12 protein-coding genes and 1 pseudogene are annotated in these 12,414 nt (G+C 68.1%); 5 read left to right on the forward strand and 8 right to left on the reverse strand.

What is annotated here, in order from left to right; all coding sequences use genetic code 11:
• Window positions 1–104: 104 nt before the first annotated feature.
• Window positions 105–1,592 carry a carotenoid oxygenase family protein gene (locus M2157_RS03215; RefSeq protein WP_280864336.1) on the reverse strand — a complete coding sequence of 496 codons (1,488 nt, stop codon included), beginning with the start codon at window positions 1,590–1,592 and terminating at the stop codon, window positions 105–107.
• Between the two features lie 145 nt (window positions 1,593–1,737).
• Between M2157_RS03215 and M2157_RS03220 the strand changes: the two genes are divergently transcribed.
• Window positions 1,738–2,286, forward strand: a complete 549-nt coding sequence (locus tag M2157_RS03220; protein ID WP_280864337.1) for a MarR family transcriptional regulator — start codon at window positions 1,738–1,740, stop codon at window positions 2,284–2,286.
• 1,105 nt (window positions 2,287–3,391) lie between these two features.
• Complete coding sequence (locus M2157_RS03225) at window positions 3,392–4,705, forward strand: DUF6348 family protein (protein WP_280864338.1); 1,314 nt, start codon at window positions 3,392–3,394, stop codon at window positions 4,703–4,705.
• On the opposite strand, the gene M2157_RS03230 is transcribed toward M2157_RS03225, so the two are convergent.
• On the reverse strand, window positions 4,697–5,215 hold the full coding sequence (locus tag M2157_RS03230; RefSeq protein ID WP_280864339.1) for a hypothetical protein: 519 nt from the start codon (window positions 5,213–5,215) through the stop codon (window positions 4,697–4,699). The two genes, M2157_RS03225 and M2157_RS03230, sit on opposite strands and share 9 nt — an antisense overlap.
• A 414-nt stretch (window positions 5,216–5,629) precedes the next feature.
• Between M2157_RS03230 and M2157_RS03235 the strand changes: the two genes are divergently transcribed.
• The 3 genes and pseudogenes from M2157_RS03235 (at window position 5,630) to M2157_RS49075 (ending at window position 6,910) form a co-directional block, all read left to right on the forward strand.
• Entirely contained in the window at window positions 5,630–6,070 is a 441-nt protein-coding gene (locus tag M2157_RS03235) for an AAA family ATPase (protein ID WP_280864340.1), read from the forward strand.
• A gap of 83 nt (window positions 6,071–6,153) precedes the next feature.
• A complete protein-coding gene (locus M2157_RS03240) occupies window positions 6,154–6,366 on the forward strand; it encodes a hypothetical protein (RefSeq protein ID WP_280864341.1) in 213 nt (70 codons plus the stop codon).
• Window positions 6,367–6,457: 91 nt separating this feature from the next.
• Window positions 6,458–6,910: pseudogene (locus M2157_RS49075) on the forward strand (transposase).
• A gap of 98 nt (window positions 6,911–7,008) precedes the next feature.
• Here the strand turns inward: M2157_RS49075 and M2157_RS03245 are convergent.
• The 6 genes from M2157_RS03245 to M2157_RS03270 form a co-directional block, all read right to left on the reverse strand.
• Window positions 7,009–7,689, reverse strand: coding sequence for an adenylate kinase (locus M2157_RS03245; RefSeq protein ID WP_280864342.1), 681 nt, complete (start codon window positions 7,687–7,689; stop codon window positions 7,009–7,011).
• Window positions 7,690–8,169: 480 nt separating this feature from the next.
• The gene (locus tag M2157_RS03250; RefSeq protein ID WP_280860248.1) at window positions 8,170–8,436 is read right to left on the reverse strand and encodes a DUF4235 domain-containing protein; all 267 of its coding nucleotides are present in this window, start codon (window positions 8,434–8,436) and stop codon (window positions 8,170–8,172) included.
• Window positions 8,436–8,903: a DUF3618 domain-containing protein gene (locus tag M2157_RS03255; RefSeq protein ID WP_280864343.1), complete on the reverse strand. Its 468-nt coding sequence runs from the start codon at window positions 8,901–8,903 to the stop codon at window positions 8,436–8,438. Before M2157_RS03255 ends, M2157_RS03250 begins: the two co-directional genes overlap by 1 nt.
• Window positions 8,900–9,319 carry a phage holin family protein gene (locus tag M2157_RS03260; RefSeq protein ID WP_280860250.1) on the reverse strand — a complete coding sequence of 140 codons (420 nt, stop codon included), beginning with the start codon at window positions 9,317–9,319 and terminating at the stop codon, window positions 8,900–8,902. The genes M2157_RS03255 and M2157_RS03260 overlap by 4 nt, the downstream gene beginning before the upstream one ends.
• A 415-nt stretch (window positions 9,320–9,734) precedes the next feature.
• The gene (locus M2157_RS03265) at window positions 9,735–10,793 is read right to left on the reverse strand and encodes a YihY/virulence factor BrkB family protein (protein ID WP_280860251.1); all 1,059 of its coding nucleotides are present in this window, start codon (window positions 10,791–10,793) and stop codon (window positions 9,735–9,737) included.
• 1,172 nt (window positions 10,794–11,965) lie between these two features.
• Entirely contained in the window at window positions 11,966–12,361 is a 396-nt protein-coding gene (locus M2157_RS03270; RefSeq protein WP_280868157.1) for a RidA family protein, read from the reverse strand.
• Between the last annotated feature and the right edge of the window lie 53 nt (window positions 12,362–12,414).

Raw genomic sequence — 12,414 nt, forward strand, 5'->3', positions numbered from 1 at the left:
ACGCGTAACCCGTTCCTCACAGGTGCGGAAGCGACCCCGCGGGTAATGCTCGGGTGCGGCCGGGTCCTGGACCGCGTAGAGACGGTCTTCGCCCTTCCGCCGGATCAGCCGGCCTGGATGAGGTGCTCGGGGACCCAGGTCCCGTGGATACCCGCGCGCAGGCGGAGGGGGAGGTGGAGAGTGGCCACAGGACCGGCGGCCAGATCGGCGGTGTCGAGGATGAGCAGGTCGTTCAGCATCGTGGTCCAGTTGTTGGCCAGGGCCAGGAGATAGCCGTCGCCCTCGGGGGCGTCGTCGCCGCGGGGCACGAACACCGGCTCCTGGAAGGTGAAGTGTTCGGGCAGGACGTACTGGCCGGTGGCCTGCTGCTTGTCGAAGTCATAGCGGATGATCGTGTTGAGGGACTGTATGCCGTCAGCGCTCTTGTACTCGTCACCGATGACACGCGCCCCCGTGAACCCGATGCGGTGCCGGCCCGTTTCCACCCGGTCGTCGATGAGCGGGAATTCGGCGAACTCCGGCTGAAGTACGTGCTCTTCGAAGCCCTTGCCGTCGTCGGCCGCGTAGTCGGCCGTCCAGCGGGTGATCCTGGACACGCCCTTGGTGACGTCATACGGGACCGTGTCGGGGTACAGGAACGGGGCCGGCTGAGCCTCTGCGACACAGCCGTCGATGTGGATCGTGGTGCCTTCGTTGTAGGCGTTGAAGAAGTGGTAGGTGAACCGGGCCGGGCCGCGGTACCAGCGGATCTGGTCTGCGGTGCCGTAGCGCGGCATCACTCCCAGACAGGTTTCCTTGGACGGGTCCCACTGCCAGTGCGGCCCGCCCGCCTTGATCCGGTCGAGGTCGGCGGCGTTGGGCATCACCGGGAAGATCACATAGTCCTGGGTGACGACGAAGTCGTGGATCATGCTGGTGTACGGGGCCTCCAACCACACCTCGTGCAGGACCTTGCCGTGGGCGTCGAGGACGTAGTACGCGATGTCCCGGCTGGCCAGGCCCTTGGCCTCGAACCCGAAGGCGAACATCTCACCTGTCACGGGGTCGACGCGGGGATGGGCGGTGAAGGTCGGGCTGCTGACCCCACCGTCGAAGTCCCATTCCCCGTAGGTCTCCAGGGAGTCGGTGTCGAGTCGCGTGGGGCGGGCGTCCTCCTTCAGGACCAGGAGCTTCCCGGCGTGGAAGACGACGCTGGTGTTCGCCGCCCCCCGGTTCTTGCCTGCCACGGTGACGTGGTCGGTGTAGGGGTTGCGGTAGGCGCCGAACAGCGAACGGCGGGCGGCGCGTTCCAGCTTCAGCTTCTCGGTCTGGACGTAGCGGCTGCGGTAGTCGACGTGGCCGTCGGCGAAGGTGAACATGCGCAGCATGCCGTCGCCATTGAAGGGGAGGTCGTCGCCGGTGCGGTTGGGGAAGGCCGGGTCGGGAGCGATCTGGTAGTAGCGGCCGCGCAGGTCGCGGGGGATCTCCCCGTCGGCCTCGATCTCGAAGATGTCGGCCTCGATGCGCGAGGGGATCGACCAGCCCGAGTACACCGGCTGGTCGGGGAACCGCATGCCCGTGCGGCTGGGGGAGGGCGTGGACGGCGCTGTCATGGAGGACCTCCGGAGATTGCTAGACTTCTAGCGACTTGAGGTGCAGTAGAAGGCTCCCGAAACCGATATGTCAAGACACTGGCGGGCAGGAAATGAAGTGTGAGTCCCTTGTGAGGGTGCTGGTGACGAAGGCAGAGTGGTGCCCGTGACACAAGATCCGGCCGCGCAGCGCCACGGCGAACGTCTGGCCGCCGCCTCCGGCTTCGACCTGCCCGACGTCGACCCGCACCTGGCATCCACGTCGGTGGGCTTCAACCTGGTCCGGGTCGCGAAGAAGATCGAACGCGACATCGAAACCAACTTCGCCCGCCCCGCCGGGCTGACCTTCGCCGGCTTCCGGCTGATGACGACGCTCAAGTACGACGGTCCGATGTCCCCGCGCAGACTCGCCGACCTGCTGAGCATCTCCACCGCGAGCGTCACCTCGGCACTGCACACCCTGGAACGGGCCGGCCTCCTCACTCGGACGCCCCAGCCCGACGACGGACGCATGCTCGTCGTCACCCTCACCGAGCAGGGCGAGACCGTCATCGACGAGTTTCTGCACTGGTGGACCGCGCATCGCCAGAAGAGCTGGCTGGAGCACCTGACTCCCGACGAGGAACTCACCCTCGCGCGTCTGCTCGCCAAGGTCTCCCGGCATGAGCCCCAGCCGCTCGCCGAACCCCAGCGACGGCTGATTCCGCCGCGCTGACGCCCTGAGCCCGGGGCGCCCGGTTTGCGGGGAGGGTGCCTCGCTCGGCGGCGGAGGCTGGACATCACACGTCAGGGGGCCACCGCGCCACTCCCCCACTCCGCCGCCGTCGCGGATCAGGCAGAATGCTCAGCGCTCGAGCGACTTGAGCGCCGCCGTGACGGAATCGGCGCGTTGTGCGGCCAGACGCCGACGGTCGGATGGCCCATGAGGCGCGAGAGATCGCCGGTGAGCACTGCCACCACGCCCTTCGCCCCCACACATGACGACCACGCACAGTCCGACAGTTTCGCCGGAGGAAGCTGTCTCTGAGTTCTGACAACACCCGGGGGCTTGCGGCGGGAGCATTGACGTGCCCTGCGGGATGAGGCTGCGATGGCGCCACCGAAGTCCGAGGTCGACTTGTACGCGGCGATCCGCCGTGACGCCCGGGCAGTCGGTCTGGCCGAAGCCCCGGAAGAAGCCGCGGCCGCGCGGGGCCCGCCTGGACGCCGGACGACGCCCCCAGATCGCTGTTGAGACCGGCCGCGGGGTGGTATACACGTTCACTCCGCAGTCCGCCCCCCGGCCGGGAGTCGAGGCCGAGGTGGACTTCGGCGACGTGAAGGCATGCCTGGCCGGTGAGCAGGTCACCTGCGTCGTGTTCGCGATGCACTGTCGTATTCGGGCAAGGCCGTGCACCGACCCGTTGACCGCACTACCGGCGTGTCCTACGTGTCGGCGTGGTGAGGGCGAGGAGTCTCCGTTCGGATGTTCCCGATGAGACGGAGATGTGCTGGATCATGGTGTGGTGATAGCCGAAGGCGACGCCTCTGGCCTGTAGGTGGCACAGGTCAGCAGGGTGCAGGCGACCACTACCGCCACGCTGACCTGGGTAATGCTCGACGGTGGCGGGCGTGTGATCACACCGGGCAGCGAGTTCCTGCGGAGCTCCCGGTCTGCGGCAACACTCCGGCATCCTGCCGTTCCCATGCCTTTGACCTGCTTCGCTGGTCCGGTTTCTCGCCGCAGTGGATGTCGAACGGAACCGTGCGAAGCGCGTGGACGTACGCGACGGGCCCCAGCCGGAGCCCTGTCCGGGGGCCGGGCTCAGTACCATCCACGGGTGTCCTGGATACGACGTCGTACGCGCAAAGAGGAGCCGCCGGCGAAGCGGCTGCCCGACCTGGAGTTCCTCGCTCTGGTCAAAGCCGGGCTCGAAGAGATCGCGCCCGGAGTGACGCAGGGCGCCCAGCTCAGGGCCAACTCGTTGACCAGCCCACATGGTTGGGCCGTGGCCGTAGCCCCGCCACATCACGGGGGCGGCCACCACTACGACCTCGTCGCGCTGCCGGACGTCGGTCTCCAGCCGGACGTACCCTGTTTCATGGACTGCGTCGTGTCGATGTCCGCGGATCCGCAGGACGCGGCGAACACGTGGGTGCAGACGGCGGGCGCCTGCCTGCTGGAACTCCTCGACCGCCGCGAGCACTTCGCGGACCACGCGGGCCCCGACGACGAGCGCGGCGTGCCCGGCTGGCACGTGATCACGTCGGGTGCGGTGGGTCTCGGAAGCGACGCCGACGAGAACCGGCGGCTGCAGGGCGCGCTGCTGGACGCGAACGTGCTGCACCGGATCGCGGGCTCGTTCACTGCGGACCTGGAATCCCCCTTCTTCAACGGCGTCAAGGTCTTCTACGGCGGTCGCCCAGGCGCAATGCAGGCCGAGATCCGCGTCAACGGTGAGCGCCACGAGGCCGCTTCGGCAGCGATGACGGCACTCGGACTGCCCGAGCCAACGACATTCACTGCAGTGCGGTTCTACGCACTGCTGCTTCCGGTACCGGCGGGCGACGGCGGCGGCGAGCCGAGCTACCCGACGGCCCGGCTCGATCTCGTTCCTGCCTCGGTGCGAGCCAATGCCCACACCCACGGCGCCGCCTGCGACTGCGGCGACCACCTCGACCCGGAGCACCCCGGCTTCGACCTGGCCCTGCCCCACCTGGTCGCCGAGCTCTCAGCGGAGGAGCGCAGGCGCCGCGTGAAGTCTGACACGGGCGCGATCATCATCGCGGAGGGCGTCGGCAACTTCCTCAAGGTCCGCCTTCGGATCCGTCTGGACGATGGGCGCACGGTGGTCTACCTCGCCTGGGTCTACCTCCAGGCAGCCGTGATCGACGACTTCGTCCACCGAGTCCAGGAGGACAACCTGGCCGGCCACCGCTTCGAGGGCCTGCTGTGCAACGCCATCGGCCCTTGGGGCGAGGACGTCCTGCGCGCCCCCGTCGTCCTCGGTGGCCAACAGATCAACGAGGACGGCTCGGTCCGCCGCAGCGAGGTTCTGGAGTCCAGCGACCCCCTGCTCAGCAAGGTGCTGACCGAGACCTGGCCCGCTGCCTTCGTCCTCGGCGACCGCTTTCCCCGCTCGCCGTCAAGCTGAGGTGCCGGCAGGGGAAGCGGGGCACGAGGGCGCAGAGCTCGACCGAGCAGGACTGGCGTTGGGCGCTCGACAGGCACGAGCAAACACACCCGCAGGCTGGTCTGCGAGGAGAACGACTCGGTCGGCCTCAACATCGAACCCGAGCACCGGACAGCCGTAATCGCCTTCCGGGTCCATCAGCACTGGCTTGCCCCCGATCTTCCGAAGGGAGCCGCAGAACACATCGAGTCGATCCTGGCCCTGCAACTCCCGCAGGTCGACGTCGAAGTCGACTTCATCGTCGGCACGGAATCGGAAGATCGCCAACACGGCGGCAGTCGGCCACACCCGCAAGTGCGGGCACTCGGCATCCGCCGGGCGGGACAGCACGGCTTCCGCCCGGGGCATCGGAAACACCGTCTCTCCCTCGGAGTACTGGCACTTCCAGCCCTCTTCCGCGACTAGATCGAGGACCTCCTGCCAGTCCTCCACCGAGGCATTCGGGACACGCACGTCCGGCAGCGACCCCATCAAGTCAGGATCGAAGAAGGTGGTTGCCAGACCCTGGCCGCCCGCGCAGTCCAGTTGGTGTCCCAATATGCGGCGAGTGAGGGCGCGGCCGTGGCGGTGATCCGGGTGGAGCCGGAGAACTCCGTATCCGCCGCCGTCGCGCTCCGGGCCGGGTTTGTCTATCGCGAGCGCGCTTGCGCCGAGGATGGCACCTGGTTGGACTGGTACGTCCGGAACCTGGGCAAGGGCTGGACTGCGCCTGCGACCTTGACCTCGACCGGCTCCGCGCGGTGACCGACGCTCCCGCGTCCGCCGGCGACGGGCTGATCCGGGTGCAGGTGGGACTCGTCGTCCCTGTCGGGCCACCGGCCTCGGGCAGGACCAGTTTCGTTCGGGCACTGATCGCGCGGGGGCAGAATCGATGCCGAAACTGTGGTGTCCAGCGACGAGATCCGCGCAGAGCTCATCGGCGTCCCGCTCGACGAAGGTGACTCCGATGCGGTGGACGCACGCGTGTTTGAGGAACGCGACCGAAGGATCGCTGCCAGGCTCGCTGCCGGACGAAGCGCAATCGCCGAATCGACGAACGTCGCCCCGCAGGCCCGCGCACGGCTCCTCACCATCGCCAGGCGCTTCAACGCGCCGGTGACAATGCTGCGATTCACCTCCGACATCACCGACCTCCTGCAGCAGCACAGCGAGCGGAACCGCCCAGACATCACCACCGAGGTGGTCCGCACCTACGCCGCGACCATGATGCGAGACGCCGGCACGGACCAACTGCGCTCAGAAGGCGCAGCAGCCGTTCACGATGTCCCCGGACGCCGACAAGGGGTCACACCCAGCGAAGCCGCCGAACGTTTTTCCTTCCGCTGACTGAGACAGCGGCGGCGCTCGATGTCGGCCACGAGCACAGGGCCCGGAAATGGGGTCCAAAAACCGCCGAACACGTCCTGGTCGTGGGTGACTCCGCCGACTGGCTCGCCGACCGCACCCCCGCCGCCGTGGCCGAGCGGGCACCGAAGCGCACACACTATCCGCACCTGGCACAACCCGAATGGTTCGTCTCCCGCGTCCACGAGTTCCTTGTGCGCCTGATGCCTGTTTCAACCCTGAGCTGCCCCTTTGCCCAGCTCAGGATTCGAACGGTGCTGGCTGCAGATGTGTCATGAAGACCTCCGTGACGGTGGCGCGCCCGGGACGCACTCTCCTGCAGGCGGTACGCCCAGGTCACGACCCGAGCGAAGCGCCCATCCGAGCGATCTGTCCGATGCCCATTGGGAGTTGGTCGAGCCGCTCCTTGCGGCTTGACCCCACGAACACCACGGCCGAGCCCTGAATTTCGGCAGCCCGCCCCAGCGCTACCTGCCCCATGACATCCCGAACTGGAACAAGGTCGAAGGCTACTTCGCCAAGTGGCAGTCCGACGGCATCTTCGTCCAACTTAACCGCCTGATCAAGGGGTTGGTGCGACAGCAGGAGGGCCAGAACGCCGAGCCGTCCGCCTGCGTGCTCGGGCGACGGCGGCTACCGCAAGCAACTCGTCGAGCATGCCGCCACCCTCCGCACCGACATGGAAATCGTCCAACGCTCCCCCGGAGACGCTGGGCCGCCGAACGGACTTACGGCTACCTCATGGCCCGCCGTCTCACCGGCGAGGCCACCATCTCCTGGCGCGACCCGACATCGCCGGACCAACTCCGCAGGCCGGAATGAAACAACGGGAGAAAGTAAACTCTCACGAAACCAAGCCGCCGCGGCGATCACCCCACGGTTCGTACGGCGAGCGGCCCCGCACCCTCTCAGCGGACGGGTCAACAGCTCGACGCGCCGGAGGCATCGGCCTGACCGTGGCCGATCGCGACCAGCGCGCGGTCCAGGACCTCCTGGACCTGGCCGAGCGCTGAGATCGTGGTCACCAGGCCCTGAGCTTGGTAGTGGTCGACGACCGGCGCCGTTTCACTGCGATAAACCTTCAGTCGCTTACGAACGGTTGTCTCGCGGTCGTCGTCGCGCTGGTACAGCTCACCGCCGCAGACGTCGCAGGCTCCTGCCACTTCGGGCGGGCTGTAGTCGACGTGGAAGATGTGTTCGCGGTCCTGACGGCACAACCGTCGTCCAGCGATCCGCCTGACCACCTGGGCCTCGGGAATCTCCAGGCCCAGCACGGCATCCAGCCTCGACTTCGAGTCCGCCAGGATGCCGTCCAGCGCCTCCGCCTGGGCAAGATTGCGGGGGAAGCCGTCCAGCAGGAATCCGCGCTCGGTGTCCGGACGGGCAAGGCGCTCTTTGATCACCCCGATGGTGACCTCGTCCGGTGCCAGAAGGCCGGCGCGTATGTGCGTGTGGGCGTTCTGCCCGAGCTCGGTGCCCTGGTCGATGTGCTCGCGGAACAGGTCACCGGTGGAGATGTGCTGGATCGACAGATGCGCGGCAAGGCGCACTGCCTGCGTGCCCTTGCCGGCTCCGGGCGGCCCGATCAGGAGGATGCGCATCGATGAGGTGTCCCTTCGTCATGCGTGGCCATCAAGCCGTCTCTGTGACACACGATTGCCGCGCAGTGATGTCATTGCCCATCCGGTAAGCCACCTCCTGGTGGTGGGGACAACCACACCATGGGGCATCGCAGCGTTGAGGTTGATACGCCGATCGGTCGAACAGAGCCAGGTCCAGGCCGAAAACGCTGGGCACGCTTCCGGCGGCAGATCAGGGTTTAGAAACACGTACTTTAGCTGTTCCTTGTCGACCAAGATTTTGCCGACATCGTAGCGGCGTGCCCGGTGTTTGTTCTTGGCACCGGGTGGGAGTCAGGGGCCTGCTCCTCGGGGTTTGGGCACACGGGTCGGGCAGGCGAGGTGAGCGCAATGTTCCTGAACCCCCGGCCGGGCCCGGGCGGGGGTGAGTCGGTCGGAGGTGGTGGGTTTCTCCCAGGGCCGGCATCCATGCGGTGCGGCCCTGACACCTCGTTGTGCCTGTCAGCCGGGCCAGGTTCCGGTCAGGCGGCGGGTGGCGGTGGCGCCACCACGGTCGACGACAGCTTTCACACCGGCGAAGATCGCTCCCTGCAGGACGGCTGCCGACACCACCTCGCGCCAGGTGCGGTGCTCGTCGGTGGCGTCGGGTGCGTCTTCTTCGTGTCCGAGCTGCTTCCAGATCTGCTTGAACAGTCCGCCGGCCAGGACGCCGCTGAGGGCGCCCATGGCCAGGCCGACCGGCTTGTAGGCAACCTTCGAGGCTTTCATCAGTGCCTCCGGGCGCGGCGGATGAGCAGCAGCGCGATGAGCGCGCCGGCCGCGGCGAGCAGCGGGGCCCGGTTGGCGCGGGCCGCCCGCATGCCCTGGTCGGCCTTCTCCCGCACTGGTTGCGGGGCCTTGTCCCGGGCGAGCTCGCCGAGGTGCGCGGCCTTGTCGTGGACCTGTGCGGTGGCTGCGGCGGCCTTGGCGCGTACCGGCTCGGGCGTCTTGTCCTGCACCGCGTGGGCGGCGTGCGCGGCCGTGTCCTTCAGCTGGGTCCTGACGTGTGTGGTCTTGGCGGCGACCTGCTGTTTGACGGCTGAGGACTTCTCCGCCGCGCGAGTCTTGACGTCGGTCCTGGCCGCGAGCGCCTCGACGGTCTCGCCGAGTTCCTCACGGGTCGCCTCGACCTGCTCCCGCAGTTCCTCCGGGGAAGGCGCTGCCTCGTCGCCCGGCTGCGACTTGTCCTGGGTCATCGCTGTGCCCTCTCCTTGATCTCGGCCACATCGGCCTTGACACTGTCCACCGTCCGCTCGGGCGTGGGCGGGGATGCCTTACTGACCTTCTGCTTGCCGAGCGCCGCCATCAGCGCGGTGACGGCCGCCAGCACGCCGGTGACGATCAGCGCCGCCACCCACACATCCATGGCGAGCGAGAGTGCGGCGATCACGGTGGCCACCAGGGCCTGCAGGGTGAGCACCGCCCCCAGGCCGGCGCCGCCGAACAGGCCGCCGCCCTTGCCGAACCGTTTGCCCTTCTCGGTCATCTCCGCCTGTGCCAGGCGCATCTCGTCGCGGACCAACTGCGACAGCTGCTGCGAGGCACGCTGGACCAGCTCGCTCACCGGTTCCTGCGCGCTGCTGCCCGGGCGGGCAGAGCCGTCTGCTGTCATGAGTGCTCACCTCTCCTTCGTTCTCGTCGAGCTGGCTGCCCGAGTACCCCGGCAGCCACGCATCACCGCTCGTCACAGCACCCGTCGCCATGGCAGTGGAGTGCACTCCGGGCCAGGGCGGCCACGGTGATCGCGATCGCGCCGTCGGCGGCCGCGTCGGTGGGGTTGTGCCCACCGCTGTGCCCCCTCCGCAGCCATCGCCGCCGATACCCCACACACGCGGCACCGGCGGCAGGCCACACCGGCCGACGGCGCCCGCGAAGCCAAACAGCGGTGGGGCTGTGCCCGGAAGGAAATGAGGGGCTGTCCGGGCGCTCATCACGTTCCTCGCCCGCCCGCGCGGCGTCGGCCGTACGGCCGCGGCACCCGCCGAGTGTGGCCGTCGCTGCGGAGAGGGCCCTCGGGGCCCGCCTCCTCAGTCGAGGCGGCGGTGGTCCTCCTCGTCCCACTTGCGGGTGTCGCGCGGCTCCACGTACGGCTCCTGTTCGGCCGGATGACCGCCCGCGACGGCGCGCCGGCGGTGCAGTTCGGCGTCGAATTCCAGGCCGAGCAGGATCGCCAGGTTGGTGATCCACAGCCACACCAGGAAGATGATCACTCCTGCGAAGGTGCCGTAGGTCTTGTTGTAGGAGGCGAAGTTCGCCACGTACAGGGCGAAACCGGCCGAGGCGATCATCCAGATCAGCAGCGCGAGGAAGCTGCCCGGGGTGATCCAGCGGAAGCCGCGCACCCGCGCGTTCGGCGTCGCCCAGTACAGGATCGCAATCATGACCGTGACCAGGAGGACCAGCACCGGCCACTTCGCGATCGACCACACGGTCAAGAACGTGTCCCCGACACCCAGCGCGGTGCCGACCTGGCGGGCCAGGCCGCCGGTGAACACCACGATCACCGCACTGATCACGGCCAGCACCATCAGCACCGCCGTCACGCCGACCCGGACGGGCAGCACCTTCCACACGGGACGGCCCTCCGGGATGTCGTAGACCGCATTCGCACTGCGGATGAACGCCGCGACATACCCGGACGCCGACCACACCGCGAGCACCAGACCCACGATCGCCATGATCGAACCAATGCCGGCGTTGCCCTGCATCTGCTTGACCGCGTTGCTGAGGACGTCCCGCGCCGCACCCGGGGCGAGCTTTTGGATGTTGTCCAGTACCTGCTGCGTCGCCGATTGCCCGACGATACCCAGCAGTGAGATCAGCGCCAAAAGCGCGGGGAACAGCGCCAGGATCCCGTAGTAGGTCAGTGCCGCCGCCCGGTCGGTCAGCTCGTCCTTCTTGAACTCCTTCATGGTGCCCTTGAGCACCGCCCCCCAGGAGCCCTTGGGCAGATCCGTCGGAGTGTCCGGCGCCTGCCGCTCCACCTGCTCATCCGGCCCGGGACCCGTCCCCCGCCCGACCCCGGCCTCCTGGCCGGGCGCCGCGGGGCCGCCGTGCCTTCCATGCTGTTTCAAAGTCCGTACCATTTCGCACGGGTAGCCGGGCGCGCAGGCTCCACACACACATTCATGACAAAACGGAAGATTTTTGGGCGTTTCGCCGAAGGCTGTGGCGGTGGTCGTGCCCTGCCCTGACCGCAGAAGGAAGAGCGCGCAAGACCGGAGGGGCGAGCAAGGGGGGCCCGGCAGGATGCCTCCCGCCGGCACCCTGGAGGGCGATGGCATCCTGCGCGGTGTGCCGCCGCGTCCGGCGGCGGCAGCGCGCTCGAGAGGTGAGGTACTGCTTCGTACTCAGTGACGGGTTCTGGTCGCCCGCCGATGGGTCGAGCGGATGAGGACGGAGGCCAGGGCAGCCAGGTCTGCCGCGCCAGCGGCGTCGTCCGGGTAACGCTTGGTCTGCAAGGGGCCGGCCTTATCCCAGCCGGACATACGTCCAGACAGGCCTTGGCCGCACGCGAGGCCAGGGGGACTCTCGGGTCAGCGCTCTCGCGCAGACAGCGCCCAAAGTCCCGCTGGGGGTGGGGTGTTAGTGCGTAGCGTTCCTGGCCACCGGCCACCCTTGGCGGAGGCGTCGCCCTGTCGGAACGGAACCTCAGGCATGCCAAGGACAAGCCGCTGCCACTCCGCCAGAAGCGCGCAGGTGAGGGGGCGCCTACGAGAAGCGTCTGCGCGCGACTGAGCCAGCGCCGCGAGCAATCGGTCGCCTCGAGCCGGATTCGAGTAGCGTCCCCCACACGGCGCCAGATACCGAGGCCGTCCACGGCCGCCTCAACCGGGGCCGGCGTCTCACCGACCGCGAAAGCCCAGTCGATCTGGTTTCTGACATGGCACCAGGCAGCCAAGGCGTCAGCGGTCACGGTAAGGCCGCTCACCGGTCAGGCCTACGGCGAGATCCTCTCCCACGGTATCGAACAAGGTCCGCGACGGTAGGGGGCGCCGTGAGGAGGTCGCCGCCGCCGTACCAGCCAGCCCTGCGCACACACCACCCGCCACCCAACAGCACTGAGCACGGGGAAGGACTTTTCGACCTTCCCAGGTCACAGCCCTCCTCCCCGTCAGCGCCACCCACTGCCGTACGACTAGGTGACGACAAATCACCTAGGCACTCACATCCCGCACTCTGAGCACCGGAAATCACGCATCTGCCTGCTGCGCGTGCCGGTTGAGCCGGCACGAGCAGCCGGCGTGGCGAGGTCACATCACGCGACGGCGGTCCCCTCGAGCTCGACCATCAGGGTGGGGATCGCCAGCCGCGTCACCCCGAGCATCGTGGTGGTCGGCGCCACCCCGGCAGCCCCCAACCGCGCCGCCAGCACGCCGTAGTGGGGGAAAAGCAGATCGACGTCGGTGGTGTAGACGTTGAGCCGTACGAGGTTCGCGAGAGACATGCCGGCCTCGCCGAGCACGGCTTGGAGGTTGTCGATGCTCAGCGCCAACTGCGCCGCCATGTCGCCGTCATGCTGGGGCTTGCCGTCGCCGCTCATGGCGGTCTGCCCTGAGATGTACAGGGTCCGGGCGTGCCCGGAGACGACTTCACCCTGGTTGAATCCCAACTCCGTCGACCACGTCACCGGGTTGACCGCCGTTCGTTGCATTGCCACGTCAGCTCCATTCGATTCACGGGAAGTACGTACGGCCATCGGCTCGG

This window comes from Streptomyces sp. SAI-127 (genome assembly GCF_029894425.1).
GTDB lineage: Bacteria > Actinomycetota > Actinomycetes > Streptomycetales > Streptomycetaceae > Streptomyces.